At 41.6% G+C, this 15614-nt stretch carries 13 protein-coding genes; 8 read left to right on the top strand and 5 right to left on the bottom strand.

From position 1 onward, the window contains the following. The first annotated feature begins 500 nt into the window (after window positions 1-500). From leuA to FVA72_RS06460, 7 genes are all read left to right on the top strand, one after another. Complete coding sequence (leuA, locus tag FVA72_RS06490) at window positions 501-2078, top strand: 2-isopropylmalate synthase (RefSeq protein ID WP_004262054.1); 1578 nt, start codon at window positions 501-503, stop codon at window positions 2076-2078. Between the two features lie 2 nt (window positions 2079-2080). Beyond that, entirely contained in the window at window positions 2081-3169 is a 1089-nt protein-coding gene (gene leuB / locus FVA72_RS06485) for a 3-isopropylmalate dehydrogenase (protein ID WP_110592166.1), read from the top strand. A 1-nt stretch (window position 3170) separates the two neighbouring features. Then, the gene (leuC, locus tag FVA72_RS06480; protein WP_004913219.1) at window positions 3171-4574 is read left to right on the top strand and encodes a 3-isopropylmalate dehydratase large subunit; all 1404 of its coding nucleotides are present in this window, start codon (window positions 3171-3173) and stop codon (window positions 4572-4574) included. 7 nt (window positions 4575-4581) lie between these two features. Next, window positions 4582-5187, top strand: a complete 606-nt coding sequence (gene leuD / locus FVA72_RS06475) for a 3-isopropylmalate dehydratase small subunit (protein ID WP_071585891.1) — start codon at window positions 4582-4584, stop codon at window positions 5185-5187. Window positions 5188-5667: 480 nt separating this feature from the next. Beyond that, entirely contained in the window at window positions 5668-7344 is a 1677-nt protein-coding gene (gene sgrR, locus FVA72_RS06470) for an HTH-type transcriptional regulator SgrR (protein ID WP_110592167.1), read from the top strand. Window positions 7345-7910: 566 nt separating this feature from the next. Next, window positions 7911-8594 carry a DNA mismatch repair endonuclease MutH gene (gene mutH, locus FVA72_RS06465; RefSeq protein WP_036958529.1) on the top strand — a complete coding sequence of 228 codons (684 nt, stop codon included), beginning with the start codon at window positions 7911-7913 and terminating at the stop codon, window positions 8592-8594. 76 nt (window positions 8595-8670) lie between these two features. Further along, complete coding sequence (locus FVA72_RS06460) at window positions 8671-9402, top strand: TerC family protein (protein ID WP_004262066.1); 732 nt, start codon at window positions 8671-8673, stop codon at window positions 9400-9402. On the opposite strand, the gene FVA72_RS06455 is transcribed toward FVA72_RS06460, so the two are convergent. After that, window positions 9399-9647, bottom strand: a complete 249-nt coding sequence (locus FVA72_RS06455; RefSeq protein ID WP_004262067.1) for a hypothetical protein — start codon at window positions 9645-9647, stop codon at window positions 9399-9401. The two genes, FVA72_RS06460 and FVA72_RS06455, sit on opposite strands and share 4 nt — an antisense overlap. 164 nt (window positions 9648-9811) lie before the next feature. Here FVA72_RS06455 and FVA72_RS06450 point away from each other — a divergent pair, with 164 nt between their 5' ends. Beyond that, entirely contained in the window at window positions 9812-10687 is an 876-nt protein-coding gene (locus tag FVA72_RS06450; protein WP_004262070.1) for an alpha/beta fold hydrolase, read from the top strand. Window positions 10688-10750: 63 nt separating this feature from the next. Here the strand turns inward: FVA72_RS06450 and FVA72_RS06445 are convergent, their stop codons facing one another. The 4 genes from FVA72_RS06445 to FVA72_RS06430 all read right to left on the bottom strand — a co-directional run bounded on the left by FVA72_RS06445 (window position 10751) and on the right by FVA72_RS06430 (window position 15465). Then, window positions 10751-11530 carry an acetoin reductase gene (locus FVA72_RS06445; protein ID WP_110592168.1) on the bottom strand — a complete coding sequence of 260 codons (780 nt, stop codon included), beginning with the start codon at window positions 11528-11530 and terminating at the stop codon, window positions 10751-10753. Window positions 11531-11866: 336 nt separating this feature from the next. Beyond that, window positions 11867-12787: an agmatinase gene (gene speB / locus FVA72_RS06440; protein WP_110592169.1), complete on the bottom strand. Its 921-nt coding sequence runs from the start codon at window positions 12785-12787 to the stop codon at window positions 11867-11869. A gap of 459 nt (window positions 12788-13246) precedes the next feature. After that, a complete protein-coding gene (gene speA, locus FVA72_RS06435; RefSeq protein WP_004262076.1) occupies window positions 13247-15151 on the bottom strand; it encodes a biosynthetic arginine decarboxylase in 1905 nt (634 codons plus the stop codon). Window positions 15152-15321: 170 nt separating this feature from the next. Next, window positions 15322-15465, bottom strand: a complete 144-nt coding sequence (locus tag FVA72_RS06430; protein WP_164455279.1) for a hypothetical protein — start codon at window positions 15463-15465, stop codon at window positions 15322-15324. Window positions 15466-15614: the final 149 nt, after the last annotated feature.

Raw genomic sequence — 15614 nt, 5'->3', positions numbered from 1 at the left:
TTGGTGTAGGTGATTCATTCCTTGCGTTGAACTTCAACTCATAGGAAAACAGAAAAACATCATAAAATTCAACACATTAAACCCAATCAATACTTAGACAATGCCTGATTGAAGAATTTTACCCTTATAATTACATAAAAATCCAGACAAAACAGAAGAGTTACACCAAAAAAATAGCAACAACCACCAACTAAAAGCCATAATTCATGATTGGTAAAAATATGCTAAAAATCTATGATTGACATTAACTTTAAGATAACGTATCAATAAATACAGTTTAATTAAGATACTCAAGAGAGACGGTTGCAATGACATTTTCTATTCGCCTACTAAGCCTACTACTACTCGCATTAAATTTGCGCGGTATGCTTATGGACGAAAAATAGAAACAAACTGTCCACAAACATTAAGAACCCGCGCAACCGCGGGTTTTTTTATGCCTGCGGCTTTGGAAGAACATAACACTCAGTAAAAACAAAATTCGATATGAGGAACACAATATGAGCAACCAAGTCATTATCTTTGATACCACCTTACGCGACGGTGAGCAGGCATTACAGGCTAGTTTATCAGTCAAAGAAAAATTACAAATCGCCTTTGCGTTAGAACGTTTAGGCGTTGATATCATTGAAGCCGGTTTCCCAGTCTCTTCACCAGGTGACTTCGAGTCCGTTCAAACCATTGCCAGAGAAATCAAAAATAGCCGAATTTGTGCATTAGCACGTTGTATTGAAAATGATATTGATGTTGCAGCCGAGTCATTAAAGGTCGCTGAAGCCTTTCGTATTCATATTTTCTTAGCCACCTCCAACTTGCATATGGAGAAAAAATTAAATAAATCCTTTGATGGCGTAATGGATATGGCAATCAATTCCATCAAGCGCGCTAGACGCTATACCGACGACGTTGAATTCTCCTGTGAAGACGCCGGCCGTACTGACCCTGACAATTTGTGCCGCATTGTTGAAACAGCTATAAATGCGGGTGCCACCACCATTAATATCCCAGATACTGTTGGTTATACAACGCCTTACCAATTTGGCGGAATTATCACTGATTTGTATAACCGTGTGCCAAATATCGATAAAGCCGTTATTTCTGTTCATTGCCATGATGATTTAGGGATGTCGGTTGCTAACTCAATCAGTGCCGTGCAAGCCGGTGCCCGCCAAGTAGAAGGGACAATTAATGGCTTAGGTGAACGCGCTGGCAACACGGCATTAGAAGAAGTGATTATGGCAATTAAATTGCGCGAGCAAATGTTAAATGTGCATACCAATATTAATCACAAAGAAATTTACCGGACCAGCCAATTAGTTAGCCAATTATGTAATACACCAATCCCAGCGAATAAAGCGGTTGTCGGCAGCAACGCATTTGCTCACTCATCAGGAATTCACCAAGATGGCGTACTGAAAAACCGCGAAACCTATGAAATCATGACGCCTGAGTCCATTGGCTTAAAAGAACAACAACTGAATTTAACCTCACGCTCAGGCCGTGCCGCTGTTAAGCACCGTATGGAGGAAATGGGGTATCACGAAGGTAAAGACTTCAAGTTGGATGAATTATATACTGCATTTTTGAATTTAGCCGATAAAAAAGGTCAAGTGTTTGACTATGACTTAGAAGCCTTGGCTTTCTTTACTAAACAACAAGATGAAACTGACCACTTCGTCATGGACTATTTCAGTACGCAATCAGGCTCTAGTATTGTTGCGACAGCAACGGTCAAAATGCAGTGTGGTGATGAAGTGAAATCTGAAGCTGCAACCGGTAATGGCCCCGTTGATGCGATTTACCAAGCTATCAGCAACATTACACAATTCCCTATGAAGTTAGTCTCTTATCAGTTGTCAGCTAAAGGCCACGGTGAAAATGCATTAGGCCAAGTGGATATCGTGGTTGAATGCCATAACCGTAAGTTCCACGGGATGGGGTTAGCGACAGATATCGTTGAATCTTCAGCGAAAGCTATGGTGCATGTGTTGAATAGCATTTGGCGCTCAGAGCAAGTTGAAAAAGAAAAACAAAAAATAAATCAAGAATCACAATCAAACACAAAGGAAGCTGTTTAACAATGTCTAGTTATAAAATTGCCGTATTACCGGGAGATGGCATCGGTCCAGAAGTGATGGCGCAAGCTCACAAGGTTTTAGCTGCTATCAGCAAACGTTTTGCAATAACAATCGACACCACTGAATATGATGTTGGCGGTGCGGCAATCGACAAGCACGGTGAGCCATTACCACAGGCCACAGTAAAAGGTTGTGAGGAAGCTGACGCTGTCTTATTTGGTTCTGTCGGTGGGCCGAAATGGGAACACTTGCCACCCGATAGCCAGCCTGAACGCGGTGCATTATTGCCTTTACGTAAGCATTTTAAATTATTCAGTAATTTACGCCCTGCTCGCTTATATCAAGCATTAGAAGCATTCTGCCCATTACGTGCAGACATCGCAGCTCAAGGCTTTGATATTCTTTGTGTGCGTGAATTAACAGGTGGGATTTACTTCGGTCAACCAAAAGGCCGCAAAGGTGAAGGCCAAGAAGAATACGCATTTGATACTGAAGTTTATCACCGCTATGAAATCGAGCGTATCGCACGTATTGCTTTTGAATCAGCCCGCAAACGTAATAACAAAGTCACATCAATCGACAAAGCAAACGTGTTACAAAGCTCGGTCTTATGGCGTGAAGTGGTCAATCAAATCGCAAAAGAATATCCAGATGTTGAAGTCAGCCATATGTATATCGATAACGCAGCCATGCAAATGATCAAAGCCCCATCACAGTTTGATGTGGTGTTATGTTCTAACTTGTTCGGCGATATCATTTCTGATGAATGTGCGATGATCACCGGTTCCATGGGCATGTTACCTTCTGCGAGCTTAAATGAAGTTGGATTTGGTTTGTATGAACCTGCGGGAGGCTCTGCTCCAGATATTGCTGGGAAAAATATTGCCAACCCAATTGCACAAATTTTATCTGCTTCCATGTTGCTAAGATTTAGCTTAGACCAAGCCGATGCAGCAGATGCAATCGAGCGTGCGGTCAATAAGGCCTTAGAAGAAGGTTTTAGAACATCAGACTTAGCAGGTGCAGGTCAGTCAATAAGTACCAGTGAAATGGGCGATATTATTGCTCGTTATATTGTAGAAGGGGTTTAACATGGCCAAGACTTTATATCAAAAATTGTATGATGCCCACGTTGTCCGTGAGGTCGAAAATGAAATCCCTTTGATTTATATCGATCGCCATTTGGTACATGAAGTGACATCACCTCAAGCGTTTGATGGTTTGAGAACTAAGAAACGTCCTTTACATCAACCAAGTAAAACTTTTGCCACAATGGATCACAACGTATCAACGCAAACCAAAGATATTAATGCGTGTGGCGATATGGCTCGTATTCAAATGCAAGAGTTGATGAAAAACTGTAAAGAGTTTGGCGTAACTTTATATGATTTGAATCACCCATACCAAGGTATTGTCCATGTGATGGGGCCTGAGCAAGGTATTACTTTACCCGGTATGACCATTGTATGTGGAGACTCCCACACCGCAACACACGGTGCATTTGGCTCATTAGCCTTTGGTATCGGAACATCTGAGGTTGAGCACGTGATGGCGACTCAAACGCTGAAACAAGCACGCGCTAAAACAATGAAAATTGAAGTCGTAGGCAAAGCTCCAGCAGGTATTACCGCAAAAGATATCGTTTTAGCGATTATCGGTACAACGGGCAGCGCAGGCGGTACTGGCTATATTGTTGAGTTTTGTGGTGAAGCTATCGAAAACTTAAGCATGGAAGGCCGCATGACGGTATGCAACATGGCAATTGAATTAGGCGCGAAAGCGGGAATTATCGCACCGGATGAAACCACTTTTGCCTATATGAAAGGTCGCCAATTTGCACCTAAAGGCCAACAATGGGACGATGCGGTTGCTTATTGGAAAACATTAAAAACGGATGATGATGCACAATTTGATAAAGTCATCACTATTCAAGCAAGTAGCATCGCGCCACAAGTCACTTGGGGAACCAACCCTGGGCAGGTGATTGCCATCAATCAGCCGATCCCTGCTCCTGAGTCATTTGCAGACCCTGTTGAACGAGCTTCCGCTGAAAAAGCATTAGCTTACATGGGGTTAGAGTCTGGCATTAAATTATCTGATGTCAAAATTGACAAAGTATTTATTGGTTCATGTACGAATTCACGTATTGAAGATTTACGTGCCGCTGCTGCAATTGCAAAAGGTAAAAAAGTGGCTAATGGCGTACAAGCTATTGTTGTTCCGGGATCTGGCCCTGTTAAGGCCCAAGCTGAGCAAGAAGGTTTAGATAAAATTTTCATTGAAGCGGGTTTTGAATGGCGTTTACCGGGTTGCTCTATGTGTTTAGCGATGAATAATGACCGCTTAAACCCTGGCGAACGCTGTGCATCAACCAGTAACCGTAACTTTGAAGGCCGCCAAGGTCGCGCAGGTCGTACTCACTTGGTTAGCCCAGCAATGGCAGCTGCCGCAGCGATTAATGGCCATTTTGCTGATGTACGTGATATTCAAATCTAAGGAGAAAATGATGGAAAAGTTTATTACACACGTCGGGATTGTCGCTCCTTTAGATGCAGCCAATGTGGATACTGATGCCATTATCCCTAAACAGTTTTTGCAAAAAGTGACTCGCACAGGTTTTGGGCAACACTTGTTTAATGACTGGCGCTTTTTAGATGAGAACGGGCAACAACCTAACCCTGATTTCGTCTTAAATAAGCCAGTTTTTAAAGGGGCAAGTATTTTATTAGCTCGCGAAAACTTTGGTTGCGGTTCATCCCGTGAGCACGCACCTTGGGCATTAACTGACTTTGGTATTCAAGTGGTTATCGCTCCAAGCTTTGCTGATATTTTTTATGGTAACTCGTTCAACAACCAATTATTACCAATCAAATTAAGTGAAGCTGAAGTGGATGAGCTGTTTAACTATGTTAATAGCCATGAAGGTTGCCAGTTTACGGTAGACTTAGAAGCTCAAACCGTGACTGCTGGTGATAAAACCTATCATTTTGAAATTGATAGCTTCCGCCGCCACTGCATGATGAATGGCTTGGATAGTATTGGTTTGACGTTGCAGCATGTCGACCAGATCACCGATTTTGAAAGCAAGATTCCATCCTTTATGCAGTAAATCCTTTTCTACGCCTACTTTGGTGGGCGTAGTTCCTCTTTTAGCTCTAATTATCCAACTAAACCGCCTACTTCGCACCAAAAATGCGGAATTCATCCATCATTAAAAATTTACAATCCAAAATCACTTCCCCGTTAATATCTTCCTGTATAATTAATAACAAAATAAGATTTTTGCCTTTAACTGAACGATTTTTTCTAAATAGTTCGCACTGTAGCTAGGCGGTGAGAGAAGATATCTTGGGGAGCATACATAAGTATGTGACCCAAGTAGCTGAACGAAACCAACAACGCGACAGTGCGAAATATGACGAAAAAATAAAAAAAAGCCGGTAAAAACCGGCTCGGTGATAAACACCATTACTCTAAATGGGGGAGTCGGCCTGCAACATGCAGACCAAACGAGCTACTTACTGCCTTCTATTATCGTGAGATTTTAGGAAATTAAAATTGATGTATTTTTTGCCGGAGTTCCTCTTTTATGTCTAATTCACGATTACAAACCCAGTTCATTCGTCTCTGGCAACACTTTCAGGGCCAAGACAGTGAAACAACTCTGCAAGATATCGCTGATACGCTGTTTTGCTCTCGCCGTCATGTTCGGACGCTACTTAATAATATGCAGTCACAAGGTTGGCTCAGTTGGCAGGCTGAGTCTGGTCGAGGAAAACGCTCGGCCCTTATTTTTCATGTTAATGGCTTAGAGCTACAACAGGCACAGGCTGAACAACTACTCAAAGAAGAAAGTATTGAAAAACTTGTCGCCCTAGTGGGTGATAAGGAAACCATTCGCCAAATGGTATTGTCTGAACTGGAACGCAGCTATCGACAAGGTAAGAATTTATTACGGATTATTTATTATCGAGATTTCCCGACACTTCTTCCTGGCGCCCCCATGCGCCGCTCAGAAATTCACTTGATGAGTCAAATATTTAATGGCCTTACCCATATAAATGAGGAAAAAGGGGAAGTGGAAGATAGCCTTGCCCACCATTGGCAACCCATCAGTGATACCCAATGGCGTTTCTATTTACGCCCTGCTATTTATTTCCACCATGGGAGAGAAATGGCTGCCGACGATATTATCTATTCCCTTTTACGCTTAAAAACCTGTTGGCCGCTATTTTCACATATACAATCCGTCAGCTCACCGCAACCTTATGTTATTGATATCACGTTAAGTGAGCCTGATAAACAGCTACCTTGGTTATTAGGCAGTCATCATGCGGCTATTTTACCGAAAGAGTGGGAGAGCCTCGAAAACTTTAGCCGTTGTCCTATCGGCACTGGCCCCTATCAAGTAGAAAAAAACTTGCCACAAAAGCTGACTATCACGGCTTTCGACCGCTATTTTGGCTATCGTGCACTGCTAGATGAAGTGACCATTTGGGTGGTTCCTGAACTTTCAGAACAAATGGTTTGTACAACATTAAAAATGGATGGTGACAAGCACCATAATGATTCACTTGAAAGCCGCATGGAAGAAGGCTGCTATTTCCTCTTAATGGATCAGCGCTCACCGGTTGCTCAGCGTGAAGATGTCCGTAAATGGTTATGTAGCTTTTTAACACCCGTCAACCTACTTGCCCATTGTGAACCGTTTTATCAGCGCCATTGGGCGCCAGCTTATGGCTTATTACTCCATTGGCATCATAGTAAAATGCTAACCTTGTTCCCTAAGCCTGAAGATTTGACTGAGCTGACTGTTACTTTTTATCGCAACCACCATGAGTTCTATGCGATTAGCCAAATTATGAAACGCGTGTTACAGACACAAGGCGTGGAGCTCAAGATTAATATCATTGATTATGATGATTGGTTTAATGGCAATGGGCAAAGTGATATTTGGTTAGCAACAGCTAACTTTTTTAAACCTCTTGAATTTTCTATCTTTGCTACCTTGTACGAAATGCCATTACTGAGCGAATGCCTTAATAACACTCTCCGCGATGAACTTAATCTATGGCGTAATAACCAATTAGATGTAGAAGCCTGGTGTGAAAGCTTAATTGACTCGCAAATTTTCCACCCTATTTTTCATCATTGGCTTGAACTACAAGGCCAAAAAACCATGCGCGGCGTACGGATGAATACCTTTGGCTGGTTTGATTTTAAATCTGCATGGTTTAAACCCTCTGAGGATAACCTAGCAAAATAATGATAGTTATAAACAGATAAAATGAATAATAAGGATGTTATTCACTTTTTCTGTGGATATCCATGTGAACAACCTCATGGTAATCAGGGTATATCCCCAAGCCACTTTTTTATCAAAAAAAAGAATAGTCAAATAATCATTGATAAATCAAAGAAGTAAATAACAAAAAAGCGTTTTATCCACTGGCTATTTTTCTAGCTAAAATACTTAAGACTTTAACTGAGCAAAGATCAAACAACGTTGTATTTATCCACAAGATATGTGCTCAACTTACTCATATTTTGTGATATTCGTCATAAAAACCGTTTAGTCAAGGCTGTAAATACACACAGTAATCTCTATTTTTCACAGTTATCCAGAAATCCTGTGGATAACCTAGTGCATGATCCTGTGATTATCTTGGGATGAACTTGAATAACCTCTGTTATAATTTATGACCTGGATGAATAAATAACATTATATCCCTATATATCAAATAGTTAAAAACATCAAAGAAAAAGTGTTATACTTCTTCAGTTCTATGTATTTTCACTGGCTACTTTTTATACATTAATATTCAAACCATGATGCCATTTATTGCGCCACCGCCACCTGATAACGAAGCAACCTTAATGGGTCGAGCGCAAGCCCTTGCTGGCTATACGCTTGGTGAGCTCGCCCAACATGCTGCTATCCCTATCCCTCCTGACCTCAAACGAGATAAAGGCTGGGTTGGTATGCTATTGGAATATTATTTAGGTGCGAGTGCGGGAAGCAAGGCAGAGCAAGATTTCGCTCATATTGGGATTGAATTAAAAACCATTCCTATTGACCGTTATGGTGCTCCACTCGAAACGACCTTTGTTTCTGTAGCGCCATTAACGGGGAATAGTGGCTTAACATGGGAAAATAGCCATGTTCGCCGCAAACTATCCCGCATTTTATGGTTTCCTATCGAAGGGGAAAGGCAAATTCCACTCTCACAACGCAGAGTCGCAAACCCGTTAATCTGGAGCCCATCTCCCTTTGAAGAACAGTTACTAAGACAAGATTGGGAAGAGCTAATGGACCTCATTGTATTAGGCAAAGTGGAAAGTATCACTGCACGCCATGGGCAGGTATTACAGATCCGCCCTAAGGCCGCAAACAATAAGGCACTAACGGAAGCGATTGGTGAGTTCGGTCAACCGATTATGACGCTACCTCGTGGTTTTTATCTCAAAAAAGATTTTACCGCGCCCCTGTTAGCGCGGCATTTTAATCTAAGTTAGTCGCTAACCATCGCCTGTACCAAAGCAGACGATAAATTATTATCACTGTTTAATTTGTTAATTAGAAGGTACTAAGATGTTTGAATGGATACTGGACCCCAATGCTTGGATGGCACTCGCCACACTAACCATATTAGAAATTGTCCTAGGCATCGATAATATTATTTTCCTCAGTATTGTGGTGAGCAAGCTTCCAAGCCACCAGCAAAATAGTGCCAGACGGACAGGCCTTATTGCGGCAATGGTGATGCGCCTTGCGTTATTGGCTTCGATTGCTTGGTTATCACGCCTTACCACGCCGCTTTTCACTGTCGCAGACCATGTGGTATCCGCTCGCGATCTCATATTATGCGCAGGTGGGATCTTCCTTATTTGGAAAGCAAGCCAAGAAATTTTTGATACGATTGAAGGGGAAAGTGAAAATAATCTAGCAAATAAAAAAGTGAGCTCATTTTGGGGCGCTATCGTGCAAATTGCTTTATTAGACATTATCTTCAGTTTAGATTCCGTGATCACCGCAGTGGGGCTATCAGACCACTTATTTATCATGATGGCAGCGGTAGTCATCGCTGTACTCATTATGATGCTTGCGGCCAAACCCATTGGCGACTTTGTTGAGCGCTACCCCTCCGTAAAAATCTTAGCCTTATCGTTTTTGATTCTAGTTGGTTTCACTTTACTACTTGAAAGTGTTCAAGTTCACGTATCAAAAGGCTATATCTACTTTGCGATGTTCTTTTCCATGGCAGTACAAGTCCTTAATATCTTGCGCAGCAAAAAATGGAAAACCAGAAATCAAACTAATTAAGATGGTGACCTAACCGCCTGTTTAGCCGCTAAAATAGCCCCCTCTACCGCTTTTTTTGCTTGCGGGCTATTTTTCCAGCAACTTGAACCTGTCAATGCAGCACCAGAAATTAAAATTTCATCGTAAGATGCTTCACTCAGTTGTGCGAGTGAGCTAAAACCCATTTGTTCTAAGCGGCTAATCACCATGGGACCGACACCTTTAACGGCCAACAAAATCTGCTTTTCTGATTCGGAAAATGCCATTTTACTCTTCTCTTTGTTAATGAATTGATGTTTATTACGCTAATATTTTGCATTTTACCTATTTAATACTTTAAAATTGTAACTATAACAATGCCAGTTTTAATAATTATTAACTGACCTATCTTATCACCCAATCTGTACCTGCTCTGTGTTAGGAATTCACCATGTATAACGTTCCACTAACCAACCTGAATCAACACACGATGAAATTACCTGATAGCCGTCTATTTTGCTGGTTCGAATCAGGCCCTAAAACAGGTTTTCCTGTTATTTTTTGTACTGGAGCGGGAATGAGTGGTTCATTAGGGTTTGGTTTGGATTTACTGGAAAAACTAAATATTCGTTTAATTGTTCCTGAACGCGCGGGTCTTGGTGAGTCAACATTTCACCCTGAAAAATCATTGAAAAGCTTTGCTATGGATGTTCAAGCCCTACTAGATGAACAATCTATTACTCAATTTTCAGTTGTCGGTTTTTCTCAAGGCGCCGTTTTTGCCATGGCCGTCGCCCACTATTGCCAACCTATTTCACTGTCTATCGTGTCAGGACAAGACCAATTTGAATACCCTGCAACTCGTGCGGTACTCAGTGCTGATGTTGTGAACATGCAAGAACAAGCCCTTAACACCCCTAAAGCGCTGTCTGATTGGTTATTAAAAAATGTCACTGGTGAGTGGTTATTAGCATTTATTCTTAATTGCAGCGCAGAAATAGACCAGCAACTCTATAATGAAGAACATTTCCTTGAGGCATATAGCCATTGCATGCGACGTGCTTTCGCCCAAGGCAACCAAGGTTATGTTCAAGACTTATTAATTGCATTACAGAAATGGGAATTCACCCCTGAAACGACCCGCGTGCCAGTCTCTTTATGGTATGGCGAACTCGATATGAGCACAGTTCATTCCCCTGATTTTGGCAAAATATTAGCCAGCCGTTTTCCCAATTGCCAACATCATTTATTAAGTGATGAGGGAGGCTCCCTACTTTGGACACAAGCAGAAGCTATTTTAGCCGATATTCAGCAGCACGCTACATAAGCAAAAACCGCGATGAGTTATTCATCGCGGCTATTATTTACATCCTAGATTCACATAAGTGAATTAACGGTACACAATCCCGCCATCAGTCAAAATAGATTGACCAGTAATATAGTCAGAATCATCGCTCGCTAAGAATGTAACCAAACCAGCCACATCATCTGGCGTTTGCGCACGACCTAATGCGATACCTTCGACATATTTTTTATAGGTTTCACCTTTTGGCGTACCGGTGATTTCAGAGAAGCGCTCATCAATCTCTACCCACATATCTGTTCCAACAATACCTGGGCAATAAGCATTCACAGTTATACCTGAACTTGCATACTCTTTTGCAGCCGCTTGAGTTAATGCACGTACCGCAAATTTTGTAGCGGAGTAAACTCCTAACATCGCAAAACCATCATGTCCTGCAATAGAGGAGGCGTTGATGATTTTTCCTTTTTGTTTACGTTCTTGGAATTTTTCACTGGCGGCTTGAATTCCCCACATGGTTCCATCTACGTTGATTTTGAAGATTAAATCCATATCTTCTTGGCGAACATCAGCGATTGGCTTAACTTGTGCAATCCCTGCGTTATTAATCATTACATCAAAACCACCTAACTCAGCTTCTGCATGAGCCACCGCAGCAAAAACTTGGTCACGTTGACTGATATCTGCGGCAAATGTTGTTACTTTACGGCCTAAAGCTTCAATTTCTTTGGCAACATCTTGGAGCTTGTCTTTTTTCAAATCTACCAGTGCGATATCAGCCCCTTCTTTCGCTAAACGTAATGCGATACCACGGCCAATCCCTTGAGCTGCACCAGTAACTAAAATAACTTTATTATTTAACGCCATACTTATCTCCTACTGAGTAATAGCCAAATTGACTAGTTCACCTTTAATATTAAGTTAGCAACAATAACAACAAGTTACAAAGCAATGATTTTACTCTAACATTTAATATTTATAAAAAATATTACACTATTAACATGGTGAATATATTTTTTTTACCGTAGAAAAAAGCATATAGACGTAAATTACAAGATTATTGTTAATAAAAATCATTCTCAAATCAATAAACAAAAAGTGCGATTCCTTCATTTTCAGTATAATTAATAATCACATAGATAAATTGTGGATATAAAAAAGCCACCAATCGGTGGCTTCTTGATACAGTAAAATATAAATAACTTATTTTTTAGCAGCTTGGATATACAGCATTTCTAATGCAATAGACGCTGCGGCGAGTGCCGTGATTTCAGATTGGTCATAAGCCGGAGCCACTTCGACTAAATCCATACCCACGATGTTTAAAGACTGTATTCCACGCAATAATTTCAATGCACGATCTGACGTTAAACCACCAATAACAGGGGTTCCTGTCCCCGGCGCAAACGCTGGATCAAGGCAGTCAATATCGAAAGTCAAGTAAACAGGTAGGTCGCCAACAATCTCTTTGATTTGCGCAACCATATCATCCACACTACGATCATTCACCTGACCTGCATCCAATACAGTAAAGCCATTGTCGCTGTCATGTTCGGTACGAATACCAATTTGTACTGAATGATTTGGGTCGATCAGACCTTCTTTTGGTGCATGATAGAACATGGTTCCGTGGTCAAATTTGCTACCATTGCCATAGGTGTCCGTGTGTGCATCGAAATGAACTAAGGCCATTTTACCAAAGTGTTTCGCATGAGCTCGCAGCAATGGCAGTGTAACGAAATGGTCACCACCAAAGGTCAAGCAACGTTTACCTGATTCAAGTAGTTTTTCAGTGTGTGCTTGCAGCTTGTCACTCATATCTTGTGCATCACCAAAAGCAAATACCACATCACCACAGTCAGCAACATTCAAACGGTCTGTTAACTTGAAATTCCAAGGCCAGCGGTGGCTTTCCCATGCAAGATTTGTGGAAACTTGGCGAATTGCGGCTGGCCCATGACGACTACCTGCACGACCTGAAGTTGCCATATCGAAGGGTACACCGGTGATCACCCACTCTGCATCTGAACTATAAGGCTGAAAATTCAGCGGGAAACGTAAGAAACCAAATGCGTTAGAAACCAGTGAATTATCAACTTGATTGCCTAAAGTACTATTAATCATTTCTGTTCCTCAAAATAGGCCTGCCCGTTAGCAAGCCCTTTTAATATTCGATTCGAATCGTTTTACCTAAATCAACTTCGCGCAGTATAAATAATAAACAAATCATGTTATTTGCACAAAGTTATTATCTGTTCACTACCTTAATGCTCTATGAAACATATAGCGCCCTATGACGCATTTATGCGCTAAATAGTTCATGTTGTGGCTAGGCGGCAAAATGAGCCAATCCCTAGGAGCATACACAAGTATGTGCCCCAAATAGCCGAGCGTTGCTACACCACCACTTGAAACATAACGAACATTGAATGCATTAGCCTCATATATTAATGCGCTAAATAGTTCGTGCTGTCGCTAGGCGGCAAAATGAGCCAATCCCTAGGAGCATACACAAGTATGTGACTAGGGTTGGCAAATGCAGCCAACAACGCGACGGTGCGAAATATAACGCGCATTGAGCATTTACTCGTCTTCTAAATAAGTATACCCATATAGGCCATTTTCGAATTCTTCTACAAAATCTTTTTGCAGTTGCTCACTCAAGCCTGTCCCTTTTACTTGCTCTGTGAAACTTTCTAATAGGACTTCTGGGACTAATTTGACGTATTGCAGCATATCTGCCACAGAATCGCCCTCTTCACTTTGCAAGTAACGCAGATTACCTTGGCTATCAACCCAGACATCTATTGCTGCGGTATCACCAAACAGATTATGCATATTACCTAAAATTTCTTGGTATGCCCCAATCATAAAGAAACCTATCATTGGTGGGTTTTCTGGGTCATATGCAGGCATTGGCATTGTGGTTTCAACGCCATCACCATCAACGTAATGGTCAATAATACCGTCTGAGTCACAGGTGATATCTAACAGTACTGCACGACGGTCTAATGGTTTATCTAACCCTTCAATCGGTAATACTGGGAACACTTGGTCAATTCCCCAAGAGTCTGGTAGCGATTGGAATAAGGAAAAATTCACATAAAACTTATCAGCCATGCGCTCTTGAAGTTCGTCGATTATCGGACGATGAGCACGATTGCTTGGATCTAAATCCTGTTGAATGCGGCGGCAAATATTTAGGTATAACTCTTCTGCCCATGCACGTTGGGTCAAATCTAACACACCATGAGCATATTGAGTGTGCGCTTCTTGTAAGTCGAACTGGCTATCATGCAACCATTCGCGTAATGAACGGCTATTACCTTGGTGCTGCATTGACTCCCACGTTTCCCATAAAGAAATTAATGAACGTGGCGCATCTTCATGAGGCGGTGTTGTTTTGGTAAATTCATTACGTTCAACCCCAATCACATTGGACACTAACACCGTATGGTGCGCTGTCAACGCACGGCCTGATTCCGTAATTACCGTTGGATGTGGTAAATCAAACTCTTCACACGCATCCCCAATCGCCCAAATGACATTGTTGGCATATTCATTTAAGCCATAGTTGACTGAGCAATCGGATTGAGAGCGAGTACCTTCATAGTCAACACCTAGGCCACCACCCACATCAAAGCACTGAATGTTGACTCCTAGGCGATGCAATTCAACATAAAAACGGGCTGATTCACGGACACCGGTTGCGATATCACGAATATTAGCCATCTGGGAGCCTAAATGGAAATGAAGCAACTGCAGGCTATCTAGGCGATTAGCATTGCGTAAAATTTCCACTAATTGCAGTACTTGAGTTGCAGCCAAACCAAATTTAGATTTTTCACCGCCACTTGCCTGCCATTTACCTGAGCCTTGGGAAGCCAAACGGGCACGAACCCCTAAGCGTGGCGTGACATTTAAGCTTTCCGCTTCTGCCAATACCATCTCAATCTCAGACATTTTTTCGATAACAAGGTAAACCTTGTGACCCAATTTTTCCCCAATTAATGCTAATCGGATATATTCACGGTCTTTATATCCATTACAGACGATAACGGTTTGTGTTTTACCTGCGTTCGCTAAAACGGCCATTAATTCAGCTTTTGAACCCGCTTCAAGCCCTAACGGTTCCCCAGAATTAACCAGTGATTCAATGACTCGGCGTTGCTGGTTAACTTTTATTGGATAAACCAGGAAATAATCGCCTTTATAGCCATAAGACTCACGTGCACGTCTAAATGCTGCGTTTATTGAACGTAAACGGTGCTGCAAGATTTGCGGGAAACAAAACAGTGCAGGCAAGCGTAAATGCTCCTGCTCTTCTTTAACCTGATTAACGAGGTCAGCTAAATCAACAAAGGTGTCAGGGTTCTCAGGGTTCGGGCAAACACAGACATTTCCGCGCTCATTCACCTGATAGTAACCACCACCCCAATACGCGATGTTGTACGTCTGACGCATTTTGCGAGCGATATTATCATTCATAATAAACTCCTTTTATGGAGGGGTGAGTGACGCGTTCTCCTTCCTGATGCATGTCAGTGAAGACATAACACTGCAAGGCAGTTATGTCGGGGAAACGGCAATACTCAGATTTTAATAAAAAGTGCTTAGAACTTCTAAACAGTGACAATATACGACCTTAAGCTGACAGATTAATGACTCAGCCCCGAAGGTGTATTAAAGATGTGACGGTAACTTCGTGATGAAGTAAAGAATGACAGGAAAGTAAATGCCAAAGTCACGCGGCGATCCGCATATGACGGTTGGATACTGTTATTCAGTAGATTATGGATCATTACCCATTAACCCCCAATATAACTGTTTACCCCTTTAAAATTTCAATGTGGTAGCACTATTTTGGCAGTTTGACCTGTTGATTTAAGCTATATCACCTTATTTTTTATTGAAATTCAAAAGCTTATAAACATTCCTGATAGATAGCAGA

This window comes from Providencia sp. PROV061, assembly GCF_011045655.1.
Classification (GTDB): domain Bacteria; phylum Pseudomonadota; class Gammaproteobacteria; order Enterobacterales; family Enterobacteriaceae; genus Providencia; species Providencia hangzhouensis.
This window is presented reverse-complemented; position numbering and strand designations above follow the sequence as displayed.

Bases quoted from the DNA above. Each gene is read 5' to 3' on its own strand.
- leuB (WP_110592166.1), top strand. From the start codon at position 2,081: ATGTCTAGTTATAAAATTGCCGTATTACCGGGAGATGGCATCGGTCCA.
- FVA72_RS06430 (WP_164455279.1), bottom strand. From the start codon at position 15,465: ATGATCCATAATCTACTGAATAACAGTATCCAACCGTCATATGCGGAT.
- leuC (WP_004913219.1), top strand. From the start codon at position 3,171: ATGGCCAAGACTTTATATCAAAAATTGTATGATGCCCACGTTGTCCGT.
- leuA (WP_004262054.1), top strand. From the start codon at position 501: ATGAGCAACCAAGTCATTATCTTTGATACCACCTTACGCGACGGTGAG.
- speB (WP_110592169.1), bottom strand. From the start codon at position 12,787: ATGATTAATAGTACTTTAGGCAATCAAGTTGATAATTCACTGGTTTCT.
- FVA72_RS06460 (WP_004262066.1), top strand. From the start codon at position 8,671: ATGTTTGAATGGATACTGGACCCCAATGCTTGGATGGCACTCGCCACA.
- mutH (WP_036958529.1), top strand. From the start codon at position 7,911: ATGCCATTTATTGCGCCACCGCCACCTGATAACGAAGCAACCTTAATG.
- sgrR (WP_110592167.1), top strand. From the start codon at position 5,668: ATGTCTAATTCACGATTACAAACCCAGTTCATTCGTCTCTGGCAACAC.
- leuD (WP_071585891.1), top strand. From the start codon at position 4,582: ATGATGGAAAAGTTTATTACACACGTCGGGATTGTCGCTCCTTTAGAT.
- FVA72_RS06455 (WP_004262067.1), bottom strand. From the start codon at position 9,647: ATGGCATTTTCCGAATCAGAAAAGCAGATTTTGTTGGCCGTTAAAGGT.
- speA (WP_004262076.1), bottom strand. From the start codon at position 15,151: ATGAATGATAATATCGCTCGCAAAATGCGTCAGACGTACAACATCGCG.
- FVA72_RS06445 (WP_110592168.1), bottom strand. From the start codon at position 11,530: ATGGCGTTAAATAATAAAGTTATTTTAGTTACTGGTGCAGCTCAAGGG.
- FVA72_RS06450 (WP_004262070.1), top strand. From the start codon at position 9,812: ATGTATAACGTTCCACTAACCAACCTGAATCAACACACGATGAAATTA.